This window comes from Levilactobacillus bambusae (genome assembly GCF_003124125.1).
GTDB lineage: Bacteria > Bacillota > Bacilli > Lactobacillales > Lactobacillaceae > Levilactobacillus > Levilactobacillus bambusae.
The window spans coordinates 26,963-41,766 of record NZ_QCXQ01000001.1 but is presented as its reverse complement, the minus strand read 5'-3'; the positions used below and the strand labels follow the sequence as shown (position 1 = coordinate 41,766).

Genomic DNA, 14,804 nt, shown 5'->3' with positions numbered 1-14,804 from the left:
CGCCTGCCTAAATGGTGTCTGTCTTCGTTGGCTGAGCCCGTAAAAAGCCGGTCTCATTCCAAACGTTTAACGTAAATGTTTTCCCGTTATCAACGGTTTCTAAAACGGTTAAACTAGTATTACTTAGGCCGCCCCGCTTTCTTAACTCCGCCAGCGGGACGCCGAGAAGTGCGTTAATTTCTGCATTCAGGGCTGCCCCGTGACTCACAACCATCACGTTATCAGTCTCGCCGGGATTAGCCGCAATAATTTGTTGAATCCCCGGTGTCATCCGGTGAATGACGTCGGTAAAACTCTCGCCCCCAACTTCAGCGGCCTGATACTGATCGGGATGATTTCGAAATGCGTCAAAGGCCTTAGGAAACCGTCGCTCAACTTCCGCAAACGTCTTTCCTTCCATCTGGCCGAGATCAAATTCTTGCAATCGGTTCATCAGGGTCAAGGGCACCTGAGGTTGATCAATTCGTTGCTTAATTCGGCCCGCGGTAATTCGAGCCCGCTTAATTGGACTCGAATAAATATGGGCAAACGGCGTTGACTTTAAAAAGTCCCCAATTTCGTCCATTTGCTGAAAGCTTTCGGGAAGCAAGGGAGAATCTCCCCCGGACCCTTGATACCGGGACTCTAAGTTCCACTGCGTCTTACCATGACGAATAAAGTAAAGTTTCAACTTTAGCACTCCCTTAGTTTCCCAGTGACGGGTTCAAATAATCTTCATCTATTATGCCAGTTTTAGGGTTAAAATTCAAAACGGCGGTCACCTTTTTACCGGATCTCTATCTCATCGATTAACTAAGTAAGAAACCCAGTACCTTCGACTGAATGTCCGAAGGTACTGGGTTTCTTTTAACGTTGAGAATCTAGCAATCAGCCATCTAAACTAATTGCAGTTCCCGGTCTTTATTGTAAGCCGCATCAATAATGGCACTTCCTAAGCACTCTGCGCCATCGTAGAAGACAACGGCCTGACCCGGCGTAATTGCCCGAGCAGGTTCATCAAACGTCACCGTTACTTTTTGCCGGTCATCGCTCAAATGAACTGCGACTCCGACATCCTTTTGCCGGTACCGGAACTTAGCTGTCACGTGGAAGTCCTGACCCCGATCAAGATCGTTAACCCAGTGAATGTCAGAGGCATCCAAGTGGGTCGCATAGAGGTTAGGATTCTCGTATCCCCGTCCCACATAAAGGACGTTCTTCTCAAGATCCTTCCCAATGACAAACCACGGCTCATTACTTTCCTGATCGCCGCCAATACCTAAGCCTCGCCGCTGTCCAATCGTGTAGTACATCAGGCCAGCGTGCTCGCCCTTCACTTCACCATCTAGCGTCATCATCTGACCCGGTTGAGCCGGTAAGTACTGGGCTAAGAAGTCCTTGAACTGACCCTTTTCACCAATAAAACAAATTCCAACGGAGTCCTTCTTATCGGCGGTTACCAGTCCTGCATCCTGCGCCATCTGACGGACCTCAGGCTTAGTCAAATCCCCAATGGGAAACATGACCCGGTCCAATTGATCCTTGTCTAGCTGACTCAGGAAGTAAGTTTGGTCCTTGTTCTGGTCAACGGCCCGCATTAAATGCATGTGCCCCGCTTCATCACGCTGAAGTTGGGCGTAATGACCCGTAGCATAGTAGTCGGCACCTAAGTCCATCACGTAATCCATAAACGCCCGGAACTTAATTTCCTTGTTACAAATAACGTCCGGATTAGGTGTCCGATCTTTCTTGTACTCCGCTAAGAAGTACGTAAATACACGATCCCAGTACTCTTTTTCAAAGTTGACTGAGTAGTAAGGAATTCCAATTTGTGACGCAACCTTTGCGACATCTTTGTAATCCTCCGTGGCCGTACAAACCCCGTTTTCGTCGGTATCATCCCAATTTTTCATGAATACCCCAACGACATCGTACCCCTGCTGCTTCAGCCGCAAGGCGACGACAGAAGAGTCTACGCCACCACTCATTCCAACAACGACCCGAGTATTGCTGTTATCCTGCATGGTATCACCATCATTTCTGTAAGATTCTGGAGCTCCTACGATTTGAAGGTCGTACAAATCCAGTAAGGACTAGTGTACAGGTTCTTCACCAATTTTGCAACACCCCGGGTGTGTCTTCATCCTAGTTAACCTGACTCAGAATATCACGATCCAACAAATTTTGAATGATGTAATGGTATTGCTCAGCGTGCTCCTCACCCTTGTCACCGGTAAAAATGTTCACCTGATTGTTACCACTCGCCGTCGTCGTAACCATCTTAAACCCGGTCAACTCTTTATTAACCGTTACCTTTAACAAAAAGTTGCGGTTGTACGGAGAAGTCGGATCAACGGAACGTTCCAGTTGGTAATTACCGGCGTTCGTCACCGTAAACCCAGTATCCTTTAAGGCAAACGCCTTAATATTAGGACTCAGCCGATACGTATTAGGATCACCCTTCACGGTCATTTCTGACTTAAATAGCATTAGTGCACCTCATTTTTCTTGGTTAACCGCTGCGTAATTGCCGCAATCGTTTGAACTAACGTTTCAATATCCTCGCTGGTGGTATACCGGCCAAAGGAAACCCGCAAGGACTCCGCAATTCGAGGGCTCTTTTCCCCGTACATCGCCGTCAAGACATGCGAGGGTTCTAAGGATCCCGCTGTACAAGCCGACCCGCCGGAGACGGCAATTCCTGCCAGATCAAGGTTGGTCTGCATAAGGTAGGTGGAAATTCCCTTTAACCAAATGTTAAACACGTGGTTCAACCGGTTTTGACTCATGTCGCCATTAACTTCAAATTCAACCCCAGCCTGGTTTAAACCTGCAACAATCTGCTGCTTAAACCCATAGTATTTGGCTTGCCGGTTCGCCTTTTCTTCCTTCGTTAATCCTTCGGCTGCCTTCGCCATCCCAGCAATACTGGGAATATTTTCGGTCCCAGCCCGGCGCTTCGTTTCCTGGTCGCCGCCCTTCATGAAACTTGGGAAGTTAATGCCGGCTCGCCGGTAAAGAAAGCCGGTGCCCTTTGGCCCGTTAATCTTATGCGCCGAGGTAGAAAGCAGATCAATATGATCACGCTTCACATCAATGTCCTCTAACCCGTAAGCTTGAACAGCATCCGTATGAAACCAGGCCTGGTAATCCTGCAGGAGTGTCCCAATTTCGTGAATCGGATTGAGTGACCCCACCTCATTATTTCCGTACATAATTGACACTAAGATGGTATCCTCACGCAGGGCCGCCTTTAAGTCGGTTAGTGAAATATTTCCTGCCTCATCAACGGGTAAATAGGTCACGTCAAAACCCGCTTCTTCTAGCGCTGCCATCGGCTTCAAAACGGCCTCATGTTCAATCGCGGTGGTAATGATGTGTTTACCTTCGCCCCGTCTGGCCCGGGCCGTCTGCATAATGGCGGTATTGTCGCTTTCTGTTCCTCCCGAGGTAAACACAATTTCATCGACGTCCGCATTGATACTCGTTGCAATCACGTGCCGCGCATCTTCCAATACGGTATGAGCCGTCCGACCATACTGATACAGCGTGGAAGCATTGCCCCATACGTTTGCCAGCTTATCCGTCATCTCGGCCAAAACCTCGGCCGAAATCGGCGTTGTTGCCGCATTATCTAAGTAAATCTCGTTTTTCATTTTTTGTAAAACCCTCCGAAAAATCGCAGGTGTTACGAATCACTCCGCAGCAAAGAGCGCGAGCAACATTTGGGCGCTCTTCTTTCCCGCATCAATAATAAAATCATCAAAATCAACGCCTGAGTTGCCGTCGGCGTTGTCAGACATTGCCCGAACAACAACGTACGGAACCGCAAACTGGTTAGCAACTTGGCCAATCGCAGCCCCTTCCATTTCACTAGTTAGGGCATCCGGGAAGTAGTGCCGAATCCGGTCAATTTCATCCGTACTATTAATAAACTGATCACCGGAAACAATTAATCCCTTTTTCGTCGTTAATCCCGTCCCCTGGGCAGCATCAACAATCTTATTTCCCCAATCTACCGAGGCGTTAAACCGGGCTGGCTGCTGGGGAAGCTGACCGTATTCATAACCAAAGGCCCTGGCATCAGCATCATGGTAGGCGGTTTGGGTCGAAACGACAACGTCCCCGATATTCAGTTCTGGATCAATGGCTCCGGCTGAACCTGAATTAATCACGATATCGACGTTAAATTCAACAATTAATAGGGCCGTGGTCAGTCCGGCCTCAACTTTACCAATTCCGGAACGGACTAAAACCACTTCTTGGCCTGAAATTGTCCCCTGATAAAATTGAATTCCGTTAATAATCTTAATGTCTTCATGTTCTAAATTTTCCGTTAAATCTTTAATTTCCTCTTCCATGGCACAAATGACACCAAATCGCATAATAATTTCCTCGTTTCTCATCTCTTTAAGTTAAAATCACTTAGCCAACAAAAAATAAAATCAAGTAGACGATAACAATTAAGATGCAGACGCCTAAAATTGCCCAGTTTAATTTACGGGCCAGTCGTTTTGATTTTTCGTTTGAGGCTTCCAGTTGTTCGGTGGGGTCGACGTAGGTATCAGTAGTTTGATGCCGTTTCGCATAATCTTTTTCCACCCGAACCCTTTTTTTATCCCGCTCCAAGTCATCCTTTTGTAACTGTTCACGCTGACGGCGGTAATCCGCCCGCGTTAACGGTTCATCAGAATCGGATTGGGGCGTTCGTTTTTCTTCCTCGTTCAAACACTCACCCGCTTACTTTTTGGTCATTAACTGCCAGTACTGAATGGCCATAATGGTCTTCGCATCCTCAATTTGACCATTTTCAATCAGTTGAAGTGCCTCATCCAAGGTCGGCGTTAATACTTCCAGGTTTTCACCTTTGTCCCGGGGGAGTTCGGTAGTTACGGGGGTCAACTCAGTCGCAAGATACAACGTCATGTATTCGTCACTAAACCCCACCGAGCTGTAAAACCCATACAGGCGCTCTAAATGCCCTGGTTGTAACCGAACCTCTTCATTCAACTCACGAATGGCGGCATGTTCGGCGCTATCCCGATCATTTTTATCCCGGGCATCTAACTTTCCCGCTGGAATTTCCAATGTGGTTTGTCCGATCGGAGCCCGCCACTGCCGTTCCAAAATCATTCGATTATCGGTCGTTAACGCCAAAATTCCAATGGCGGGTGCGTGCCGAACAATTTCTCTTGTGGCCGTCTGCCCGTCAGGCAACTGGACCGTCTCCCGTTCGACATCCATAATGTGGCCGTGAAAAATGGGTTCTGTCTTCTCAACCTTTTCTTCAAAGTTCAAAACTAACATCCCTTTTCTACGTTAATTAATCAATCTTCCGTGGCTGCAGACGGACGCTCTGGATCTTCAACCCGGGTGACCTTTGCCGCCTGTGGCCCGTTTTCGCCCTCTGCGATCACAAACTGAACGTGATCACCGACCTCTAATGATTTAAAGCCGGTACTCAAAATGGCCGTGTAATGAACAAAAACGTCACCATCGGTTTTGGTTTTAATAAACCCAAAGCCGTTTTTAGAATTATAACTTTTAACCGTTCCTTCAATCATGATGATCCTCCGTTCTCAATAGTCAAATTATACTCGAATCCAGCATAGGAAGCAAAACGACCCCTGAACAACGTAGGCAGTGCGACCAGCTTCGATTGAAGCCGGCCGCACTGCCTACATTTTATGATCTGGAAATCCATTCCAGACCTTAGTTTATCTCACCAACTTAGTTAGCTGGTTTTTCATCGTTAAAGCCTTCGGTTGCCGTTTCCGGGAACTCAGTTTCCACAATGTGGGCACAACGTTCACAGAACTCTGGGTACGCGGGATTGGCCCCAACGTCCTTCTTAATCAACCGACACCGTTCACAGGTTTCTCCCTCTGCAGGCTTAACCACTAGGGCTAAACTATCCTCGTCAAATTGTTCAGAGTTAGCGGGCGCATCTGCAATGTCAGCCACCTGAAGGTCGGAAACCATTAAGATTTGGCGGACGTCAGCATGGAGCGAATCGAGCATCCTTTGAATTTCTGGGGTGGCGTAAACGTCTAATTCAGCGTCCGCCGACTTCCCAATTAACTTATTATTCCGAGCTTCCTCTAAGGCCTTTAAGACGTGAGTCCGGAATGCCAGGAAGTTCGTCCACTTGTCGTTAATTTCGGCAGCTCCGTCAATCGCCACTGGTTGGGGCATTTCAGCGAGTTGAACGTACTCCTCCGGTTCCTTTAAGAAGTCCCAAATTTCTTCCGCCGTATGCGGTAAAATTGGCGTCATCAGTTTCGTCAACGCCACGGTAATTTGATAAAGTACCGTTTGCATTGACCGTCTGGTATGACTGTTTTGAGCGTCAATGTACAAAACATCCTTGGCGTAGTCCAGGTAGTATGCGGACAGGTCATTAATGATAAAGTTCATTAATTCCTTGTTTACCGTCAAGAAATCATACTGATCATAGTGAGCCGTTAAACTAGCAATCAACTGGTTTAACCGTACCATCATAAATTGATCGCCGGCTTCCAGCTCGTTACTTGGCACCGTCATCGTTTCTGGTTCAAAGTCAGCGGTGTTGGCTAACAGATACCGCATCGTGTTCCGAATTTTCTTGTAAGAATCCGAAACCTTGACAAAGTTTTCGGTTGATACCCGGACATCGGCAGAGGTGTCAACGGTCGTGACCCAAAGCCGGACAATTTCGGCCCCCATTTTATCGATAATGTCGCTGGGTGCAATTGTATTGCCCAAGGACTTGCTCATCTTGTGACCGTTAGCGTCTAGCGTAAAGCCTTGCGAAATCAACTGTTTGTAAGGAGCATGGTTAGCCACAGCGACACTCGTAATTAAGCTGGAGTTAAACCAGCCGCGGTACTGATCAGATCCCTCTAAAACTAAATCAGCGGGATACGTGAGGTATGGCCGGGCTGCTAGGACTCCCTGATGTGAGGTCCCGGAATCAAACCACACGTCCATAATGTCCGTTTCCTTAGTAAACTTACCGTTTGGTGAATGTTCGCTCGTAAACCCATCCGGTAATAAGTCCTTTGCATCCCGGTCAAACCACACGTTTGACCCGTATTGTTCCACTAAGTCAGCAACGTGGTTTACCGTTTCATTCGTAATAATGGCTTCGCCGTCTTCGCCGTAGAAAATTGGCAGCGGCACACCCCAGACCCGCTGACGCGAAATTACCCAGTCACCCCGGTCCCGAATCATGTTGTAAAGCCGGCGTTTACCCCAGTCAGGGCTAAATGAAACGCCATCAATGGCATCCAAAATATTCTGACGAATCTTATCCACCGACGCAAACCACTGAGGGGTTGCCCGGTAAATAACGGGTTTCTTAGTCCGCCAGTCAAACGGATAACTGTGTTCATAAGGCATGTAATTTAACAGTAGCCCCATGGCCTTCAACTTATCCAGTGCAATCTGATTGGCGTCCTCATAAAAGACACCCTCAAAGTCAGGCCCCGCTTCAGCGGTCATAATTCCTTGATCGTTGACCGGAACCAGAATTGGTAACCCGTATTCCATCCCAACGTTGAAGTCATCTTCACCTAACCCAGGAGCCGTATGAACTAGCCCGGTTCCACCGTCAAGCGTAACGAAGTCCCCGAGCATTGTTACCAACTTGCGGTCTGGATAGAAAGGATGTTCAGCCAAAACATGCTCTAAATCGGCCCCCTTAACGGTTTTCAGGGTCTTAACGTTGTGCCAGCCAAACCGATCAGCACTCTGGGCCAATAAAGCCTCAGCAACGACATACTTCTTGTCTTCGCCCTCGGGCTGAACAACCGCATAGTCAAAGTCAGCCCCTAGCGTAATCCCTTCCGATGCTGGAATGGTCCAAGGCGTAGTCGTCCAGACCACCATGTAGGTGTTATCATCTAAAATGCCCTTCCCGTCAACGACATGCTCCGCATAAAAAGCGGATGGAGAGGTAACATCATGATAATCAACTTCAGCTTCCGCCATGGCTGATTCGGATGACCATGACCAATAAACTGGTCGCTTACCCTTATAAATCAGGCCTTCATCGTTCATTTTACCGAAAACCCGAATTTCAGCTGCTTCAAACTTAGGGTCCAGCGTTAAATAGGGATCATCCCATTCTGCTGCCACCCCTAACCGTTTAAACTCGGCCTTTTGCCGCTCAACTTGTTCTAACGCATACTGACGGCAAAGATCCCGAAATTCGGACGTCTTCATCTTTTTACGGTCGTATCCCATCTTGGTCAATTGCTGTTCGATTGGCAATCCGTGGGTATCCCATCCCGGAACGTAAGGGGCCCGAAACCCGTTCATTGATTTGTAACGAACAATGATATCCTTAGAGATTTTATTCATGGCATGGCCCATGTGAATGTCTCCATTGGCATAGGGTGGTCCATCATGAAGGACAAAGGACGGTTTGCCCTCGTTTAATTTTTGGCGTTGTTCATAAACCTTATTTTCCTGCCAAGCTTTCTGCCGGTCAACTTCCTTAACGGGTAAGTTACCACGCATCTTAAACTTAGTTTTGCCAAGGTTAAGTGTGTCTTTAACTCGCATCAAGTTTCCTCCTTAGGTTATGGGTTGGTAGTCATTGGACCAACGAGCTCAACCTAGGGTTTAGGCTCAGCTCATTGGTCCAAAAAAGACCCCGTCCGCAAGGGACGAGGTCTAATCGTGGTACCACCCAAATTCAGAATTCCTGGGAATTCTCTTAGTATGGCGTTAACGGACCACGACCGAATAAACTTACTTTCGTTCACTTTATTCATCACAAAGAGGATCTGCGACTCCGCTAGGGACCATCGACCTTTCACCGGCTGCCGACTCGCTAACGTATAACGAAGTGCTTTCTGTTCTTTGGGGTTGTTAATTGGCTTTACTTGTCGGTTGCGGCTGGTTTTGATTTAGAATTTTTCTTATCTTCGTCATCTGGGAAAATAATAACCGTCTGTCCGCTTGAAACTTTACCGTCATCGGCATCAATAATATCTGCCGATGAACCATTAACCGACTTCTCTGAGTTTACAGCGTTCGCCTCATCATTGTCAAGTTGGTCTCCGATCACCCGTTGAATTTCTTCGTAGCTGGAGGCAGAACCCTCCTTCAACAGATCATCCCAGTCCTTACTGTTAACAACATCTAATTGGCTTTCCAGCATGATTTTCAACCGTTGCCGGAACGAGCGGGTCCGCTTCTTTAAGTCGTCGGTTTCAACGGCTAATTTTTTGGCCCGGTCTGAGGCTTCCGCAATAATGTGGTTCCCCTTATCCGTTGCTTCACTAACAATATCCGAAGCCTGTTTTTGTGCTTCGCGGAGAATGATTTCGGATTCTTTTTGTGAATTAGCCTTAACTTTATCGGCCGCTTCCTGAGCAACTAAGATGGACTGATTCAAGGAATCCTTTAAGTCATTAAAGTACTTCAGCTTTTCGTTAGCTGCATCTAATTGTTGTTGAGCGTCATCCTTTTGGTTAAGCGTAATCTGATAATCCTTAATGATTTGATCTAAAAAATCATTAACCTCATCAACGTTATAACCCCGCATTTTTGTTCCAAATTCTTTATTATGAATATCTTGTGGACTCAGTACCATAATCGTTGTTCCCTCCGAAATCATTTCTTTAATATTGATAACGTAACACGCAATTTATCCTTTTTGGTTTGGCCATCAATTGAATCTAACCGAATTCGACCAAACCCGCGGACGGAAATAATATCTGCTACGGCTAGCTCATAGTCGGGTTTATCAATTTCACCCCAGTTAACCCTAATACGTCCAGCCTCGATTAGCTCCTTAGACCGGTGTCGGGACAGATGGAATCCGGAACCGACGATTGTATCTAACCGGAGCGACGTTAAAAACACCGACTCGGGTTCCCATTCGTTAATGGGCGTTACCACTTGATCGAGTCCCACAGGTTCTAACCGAACCTTAACTTTACCAACGTGAGTAATTTGTGACTCAAAGTAGTCAGCCATACCCGCTTCCGTGATAATCTGCCACGTTTCACCATCCGTTAAAATATCACCTAGAACGTTCCGATCGGTTCCCCCCTCACCTAGGAGGGTTCCCAGAATGGTGCTATGGTGAAGTTCAGCAAACTTAACGGGGTAGTTCACGTTGAGTGCCGCTAGGTTGAAATCTCCCAGGACTGGTTCATAATAATTAGGGTACACTAGGGCCCGTTGCATTTCAGCATTGAAATGACCCCCATTAAATTGAACGTGGACGTCATCATTCCGGTTAATTAAGGTTTTAGCAATATAAACCTGCCGTGGATTTAAAAAATGAGTCAGGACTGGCCGATACTGATCCTCGGCCTCACGAATCCATTCGTCTACGACATCGATAAAATTGGCCTCATCCGACCGAAAATGTTGTCTAACATTATCATTCAATGGTGTCACCCCCTCTTCTTACTGAACTAATTGGAGAAAAATCGTCTGTAAGTAAGTGAGCCCATATTGCACAATGGTTAACACGATGATGGCAACGATGGGACCAAAGCCGAGCACGCCGACGTGAATAAATTCAAAATAATTTAGAAACGGCTGAACAATTTGAACCAGCAGCTGGCCAAACCGAGATTGATATGCCCCGGGGAACCAACTTAGCAAAGCGTAAATGACGATTGCCCAGATATAGACATTGACCAACCAAATTAAGATTTGAAAAAAGTAATAGATCCCAATTCCCACGGTGTCACTTCCTCGTCTAAAGTTTAAATTGTGTCTTAACGTCGGAACCTAACTCACCACTAACCTGAAAGTTGTGCGGTGTGCATAAAAACATTTCGTTTCCAATTCGCTGAATATCGCCATCGATAGCAAAAATGGTCCCGGTTAAAAAATCGACAATGCGTTTAGACTGTGCTTCATCTACGCGAGAAAAATTAATAATTACCGCTTCATTCTTCATTAACTGGGTCGCGATTGATTTAACGTCCGAGTAAATTCGGGGTTCAAATAGTGAAATATGGCTAGCAGATGCTTTAGGCCCATTAATGGAGACCACTTTATCACTGCGCCCAGTTACGGGTGCCGCTTGAGTTGTCTGCCGTTCAACATTATCCCCAACCGGAGCTTCAGACCCCATATCATCCGTCATTCCGAAGAACTTACTGAAACTAAACTTTTCTGCCATCACATTTTCGCTTCCTTCTTTATTAACTCTTATCCAAGTTAATTCTACAATAGTTCAGCAAAATTAGTCGTCATTACGCTTGTTACGCCGGCGTCGTTTAAAGAAAGCAGGTGTATCCATGCCCGAATTATCATCCTTAGATGAGTCAGACTCATCCGGATTAAACACGTTAAAGTCTGGCTTTTGAACACCAGCAAATTCATCGTTGTTAGGAGTGGACTCTACGTTGGGCCGGTTATTTGGTTCGCGTCGGATGTCCCAGTCGTTGAACGGGTCTTGATTAGTCGAACCGGTTGACGCAGTCTGTTGTTCAGACATGCTACTAGTCCGGTGGGACTGACGGTTTTGGTGCTGAGCCATTTCTTCACGTTTCTTATCGATCCCAGTGGCAATAACTGTTACCCGCACTTCGTCACCTAAGCCCTCGTCAATTGAGGTACCAAAGATAATGTTCACATCGGACGTCGCCGCCTGCGACACAATCTCTGAAGCAGCCTGGGCTTCGAACAGAGATAAATCAGGGCCACCCGTAATGTTTAGGAGGACCTGTTCGGCACCGTCGATGGAGACTTCAAGCAATGGTGATGAAATGGCCTTCTTAGTGGCATCTTCCGTCCGGTTTTCGCCACTGGCACTGCCAATTCCCATGAGGGCTGAGCCTTGATCCTTCATCACAGTCTTAACATCGGCAAAATCCAAGTTAACGTAACCTGGGCTAGTAATTAAATCGGAAATTCCTTGGACCCCTTGACGAAGAACGTTATCAGCTTCTTGGAAGGCCTCCATCATCGGTGTCTTCTTATCAACAATTTCCAATAGTCGGTTATTAGCAATGACAATTAACGTATCAACGTTTTCTTTCATTTTCGCCGTGCCTTCTGCGGCATACCGACCCCGCTTAGGACCTTCAAAACTAAACGGACGGGTAATGACACCAACGGTTAAGGCGCCGCTTTCCTTAGCAATTTTAGCGACAATTGGGGCAGCCCCATTTCCAGTTCCGCCCCCCATACCAGCCGTAACGAAAACCATATCGGCACCGTCTAAGGCCTCTTGAAGGGCTTCTTCACTTTCTTCCGCCGCTTTTTCGCCAACTTCTGGGTTTGATCCGGCCCCTAATCCGCGTGTCAGCTTCGGGCCTAACTGAATTTTAGTTTCTGCCTTTGATGCCTGAAGTGCTTGAACATCGGTGTTTGCCACGATAAATTCAACGCCCTTAACGTCTTCAGCAATCATTCGATTGACAGCGTTGCTTCCGCCGCCACCGACACCAATTACCTTAATTGTTGCCCCGTGATTTTGGGCCGAGTCTAGTGAGTATTCCATTATCTATTATCCCTCCGTATTGTCACTAATCGAAGAAGTCACTGAAGAACTTCCGAATCCCATCAGTACGATTCTTTTTATTTCGTGGTTGTTTTTGTGGTCGTTGCCGAGTTGATCGTTCCGTTACCTGTTGTTGACTAGCTTCTTCAACTTGATGAGCTTGGGCAACCCGTTGCTCATCAAGCGTATCCACAAGATCTGTCTGCCCGGTTAACGCGGATTTTACGATCAGATCAATTTCATTTAAGCTGCTAAAGTAGCTAACCAGTGAAAGTGGAAGTGTAAACGACGGATGACGCAACCCCATTTGATCGGGAATAAATTCCCGGACGGTTACGCCAAACCGGTCAGATACTAAATCAATCATTCCCGGTAAAGCGGCGACTCCTCCGGTGATGACTACCCCTCCAGGTAAGTCAAGCGCACCGATTTTATCGAGCCGTTCACCGATTTGACCAAGAATTTGATCCAGTCGGGCCTCAATAATTTCAGCTAAGTACCGTTCTGAAATCACCATGGGTTGACTTTGACCCACGACATCTACCGGAAATTCCTCATCATCAGAGGCTTCCTCAGCAAAGGCGTAGCCATAATCCCGCTTTAACTTCTCTGCGCTATCTAGTGACGTATTCAGGACGACCGAAATATCCTTAGTGATAAATTGGCCGCCCTCTTGATCAACGTCCGCGTACTTGAGCTGGTGATCATGAATGACAGAGGCGCCGGTTTGTCCTCCACCAAAATCGAGAACAACGGTCCCAAAATCCTGCTCACCATCGTTTAAGACGGTGTGTCCCTCGGCAAGCGAGTTAATTACCGTTCCACGAATATGTAACCCGGCCTGTTCGACTGCCTTTTTAGTATTATGCATAATTGTTTTAGGCCCGGTGAATAAAGTTCCGGTCATTTCTAACCGGACCCCTACCATTCCCCGGGGATCTTTGATTCCATCAAATCCATCTACCGTAAACTGTTGCGGAATGATATCCAGCACTTGCCGTTCGGGCGGTAAATTCTGGGTGAGGGCTGAGAGGGCAACATCACGGACGTCACTACTTGTAATTTCACGGGATGAGTCGGCCAAGACCATCATGCCACTACAGGATTCGATTTTTAATAAGTTGGCTGGTAAGCCGACGATAACATCATGAATTTGAATGCTTGCTTTTTCTTCAGCCTGTTTGACAGCACTGCGAATTGCGTTAGCAGCCTTATCGATATCGACAATGACTCCCCGACTAATTCCGTCGGAGCGTTCATTTCCCACGCCAATAACATTCACTTGTCCCTTAACACTTTCAGCAACAATGACTTTTATTGAGGTAGTCCCTATATCTAGGCCAACGTACATACCTGAATTATCCATTTAATGAAGGAACCTCCTAATTGATTTCCACATCAATAACAATAACGATTTCTTTTTCCTTAATAATTTTAAGTTTACCACACATAAACCCCGTTGATAAAGCCATTTTAAAGGGTTTCATGAATTGTAATGACTCTTTAATTATTTAAAGGGGTAGGAATAAGCACCCACTTCTAAGTTTACAACCCCGTTTGCCTTCATTTTATTAGCAATACTAGGGTAATAAGCCATTTTCTTAGCAAAGGTGGGGATCGTCGCATAGACCTCATTTCCATCGTTCATAAAGACATGAACCCTAGTTTTATCAGTCTGAGTTGGGTCGAAACGAATATCTGAGATGCTGCTTTTAACGTCCGACGGCAGCTGAGCGTATTGCTTAATCATTGACCGCAACGTTTTCGTTGATTTAAAACCGTTATAGACGGGCGCCCCTGCTTGGGGCTGATTAATCCGCTTAGTAGAAATCGTCCCATCCTCCAGAACCTCAACGTAATGGTTTCCCACTTCTGCATATCCGGCGGTGGCGTATTCTTTCAGCTTAATTTCGACCTGATTAAAATGAACGACCCGAACCGTTAACCGTTCAATCCGCGGGGTTCGTTTTTCCGCACGATCAGCAATTGCGGCCGTGCTTCCCTGGACTGTATAAATGGAAGCTCCCCGCTTAATTCCCGTATAGTGAATCACCTGATTCTTACTGAGGACCTGATTACCCATTACTGAGATTTTTTCAACGTGGCTTAACGGCAGCAAAAAATAGACCATCACTAGAATTACCAGGATAAAACTGGTAAGAAGTATGGTCATTTTTTGGACCAATTTTCGGTTTCGCTGGTGTTTAAACTTGGGCAGCTTATCCCCAATTCGTTTCTTCTGCCGTCCGGCTGCGGATTGTTTCTGGTTAGCGGCGGATTCTTTTTGGTAGGCCTCCCACGGGGTAAGAACCTGCTGGTGAGCCCGTTCATTTTTTCTATTTAAGTGGAAGTTCATTCCGCCGCC

General features: G+C 46.6%; 16 protein-coding genes. All 16 read right to left on the bottom strand.

Annotated elements, in window-relative coordinates:
• Window positions 1-7: 7 nt before the first annotated feature.
• On the bottom strand, window positions 8-670 hold the full coding sequence (locus tag DCM90_RS00300; RefSeq protein WP_109249365.1) for a histidine phosphatase family protein: 663 nt from the start codon (window positions 668-670) through the stop codon (window positions 8-10).
• A gap of 205 nt (window positions 671-875) precedes the next feature.
• Window positions 876-2,003 carry a tRNA 2-thiouridine(34) synthase MnmA gene (mnmA, locus tag DCM90_RS00295; protein WP_109249364.1) on the bottom strand — a complete coding sequence of 376 codons (1,128 nt, stop codon included), beginning with the start codon at window positions 2,001-2,003 and terminating at the stop codon, window positions 876-878.
• A 121-nt stretch (window positions 2,004-2,124) separates the two neighbouring features.
• Entirely contained in the window at window positions 2,125-2,469 is a 345-nt protein-coding gene (locus DCM90_RS00290) for a DUF1831 domain-containing protein (RefSeq protein WP_109249363.1), read from the bottom strand.
• Window positions 2,469-3,635 (bottom strand): cysteine desulfurase family protein, encoded by a 1,167-nt coding sequence (locus DCM90_RS00285; protein WP_109249362.1) that lies wholly within the window; start codon window positions 3,633-3,635, stop codon window positions 2,469-2,471. The genes DCM90_RS00290 and DCM90_RS00285 overlap by 1 nt, the downstream gene beginning before the upstream one ends.
• Window positions 3,636-3,674: 39 nt before the next feature.
• Window positions 3,675-4,364: a 5'-methylthioadenosine/adenosylhomocysteine nucleosidase gene (locus DCM90_RS00280; RefSeq protein WP_109249361.1), complete on the bottom strand. Its 690-nt coding sequence runs from the start codon at window positions 4,362-4,364 to the stop codon at window positions 3,675-3,677.
• Window positions 4,365-4,404: 40 nt separating this feature from the next.
• Window positions 4,405-4,707 carry a hypothetical protein gene (locus DCM90_RS00275; RefSeq protein WP_109249360.1) on the bottom strand — a complete coding sequence of 101 codons (303 nt, stop codon included), beginning with the start codon at window positions 4,705-4,707 and terminating at the stop codon, window positions 4,405-4,407.
• Window positions 4,708-4,719: 12 nt separating this feature from the next.
• A complete protein-coding gene (locus DCM90_RS00270) occupies window positions 4,720-5,277 on the bottom strand; it encodes an NUDIX hydrolase (protein ID WP_109249816.1) in 558 nt (185 codons plus the stop codon).
• A 29-nt stretch (window positions 5,278-5,306) separates the two neighbouring features.
• A complete protein-coding gene (locus DCM90_RS00265) occupies window positions 5,307-5,543 on the bottom strand; it encodes a cold-shock protein (protein WP_109249359.1) in 237 nt (78 codons plus the stop codon).
• Between the two features lie 166 nt (window positions 5,544-5,709).
• On the bottom strand, window positions 5,710-8,526 hold the full coding sequence (gene ileS, locus DCM90_RS00260; protein ID WP_109249358.1) for an isoleucine--tRNA ligase: 2,817 nt from the start codon (window positions 8,524-8,526) through the stop codon (window positions 5,710-5,712).
• A gap of 319 nt (window positions 8,527-8,845) precedes the next feature.
• A complete protein-coding gene (locus tag DCM90_RS00255) occupies window positions 8,846-9,562 on the bottom strand; it encodes a DivIVA domain-containing protein (RefSeq protein ID WP_109249357.1) in 717 nt (238 codons plus the stop codon).
• 20 nt (window positions 9,563-9,582) lie between these two features.
• Window positions 9,583-10,368: a YlmH family RNA-binding protein gene (locus DCM90_RS00250; protein WP_109249356.1), complete on the bottom strand. Its 786-nt coding sequence runs from the start codon at window positions 10,366-10,368 to the stop codon at window positions 9,583-9,585.
• Between the two features lie 18 nt (window positions 10,369-10,386).
• Window positions 10,387-10,668: a YggT family protein gene (locus tag DCM90_RS00245; protein WP_109249355.1), complete on the bottom strand. Its 282-nt coding sequence runs from the start codon at window positions 10,666-10,668 to the stop codon at window positions 10,387-10,389.
• A gap of 16 nt (window positions 10,669-10,684) precedes the next feature.
• Entirely contained in the window at window positions 10,685-11,113 is a 429-nt protein-coding gene (locus DCM90_RS00240; RefSeq protein WP_109249354.1) for a cell division protein SepF, read from the bottom strand.
• Window positions 11,114-11,176: 63 nt separating this feature from the next.
• Window positions 11,177-12,439: a cell division protein FtsZ gene (gene ftsZ, locus DCM90_RS00235; protein WP_109249353.1), complete on the bottom strand. Its 1,263-nt coding sequence runs from the start codon at window positions 12,437-12,439 to the stop codon at window positions 11,177-11,179.
• A gap of 25 nt (window positions 12,440-12,464) precedes the next feature.
• A complete protein-coding gene (gene ftsA / locus DCM90_RS00230) occupies window positions 12,465-13,805 on the bottom strand; it encodes a cell division protein FtsA (protein ID WP_109249352.1) in 1,341 nt (446 codons plus the stop codon).
• A gap of 141 nt (window positions 13,806-13,946) precedes the next feature.
• The gene (locus tag DCM90_RS00225) at window positions 13,947-14,795 is read right to left on the bottom strand and encodes a cell division protein FtsQ/DivIB (RefSeq protein ID WP_109249351.1); all 849 of its coding nucleotides are present in this window, start codon (window positions 14,793-14,795) and stop codon (window positions 13,947-13,949) included.
• Between the last annotated feature and the right edge of the window lie 9 nt (window positions 14,796-14,804).

What these genes read in the sequence shown, in the direction of transcription:
- mnmA (WP_109249364.1), bottom strand. Translation starts at nt 2,003, where the DNA reads ATGCAGGATAACAGCAATACTCGGGTCGTTGTTGGAATGAGTGGTGGC.
- DCM90_RS00290 (WP_109249363.1), bottom strand. Translation starts at nt 2,469, where the DNA reads ATGCTATTTAAGTCAGAAATGACCGTGAAGGGTGATCCTAATACGTAT.
- DCM90_RS00285 (WP_109249362.1), bottom strand. Translation starts at nt 3,635, where the DNA reads ATGAAAAACGAGATTTACTTAGATAATGCGGCAACAACGCCGATTTCG.
- DCM90_RS00280 (WP_109249361.1), bottom strand. Translation starts at nt 4,364, where the DNA reads ATGCGATTTGGTGTCATTTGTGCCATGGAAGAGGAAATTAAAGATTTA.
- DCM90_RS00265 (WP_109249359.1), bottom strand. Translation starts at nt 5,543, where the DNA reads ATGATTGAAGGAACGGTTAAAAGTTATAATTCTAAAAACGGCTTTGGG.
- ileS (WP_109249358.1), bottom strand. Translation starts at nt 8,526, where the DNA reads ATGCGAGTTAAAGACACACTTAACCTTGGCAAAACTAAGTTTAAGATG.
- DCM90_RS00255 (WP_109249357.1), bottom strand. Translation starts at nt 9,562, where the DNA reads ATGGTACTGAGTCCACAAGATATTCATAATAAAGAATTTGGAACAAAA.
- DCM90_RS00240 (WP_109249354.1), bottom strand. Translation starts at nt 11,113, where the DNA reads ATGGCAGAAAAGTTTAGTTTCAGTAAGTTCTTCGGAATGACGGATGAT.
- ftsZ (WP_109249353.1), bottom strand. Translation starts at nt 12,439, where the DNA reads ATGGAATACTCACTAGACTCGGCCCAAAATCACGGGGCAACAATTAAG.
- ftsA (WP_109249352.1), bottom strand. Translation starts at nt 13,805, where the DNA reads ATGGATAATTCAGGTATGTACGTTGGCCTAGATATAGGGACTACCTCA.
- DCM90_RS00225 (WP_109249351.1), bottom strand. Translation starts at nt 14,795, where the DNA reads ATGAACTTCCACTTAAATAGAAAAAATGAACGGGCTCACCAGCAGGTT.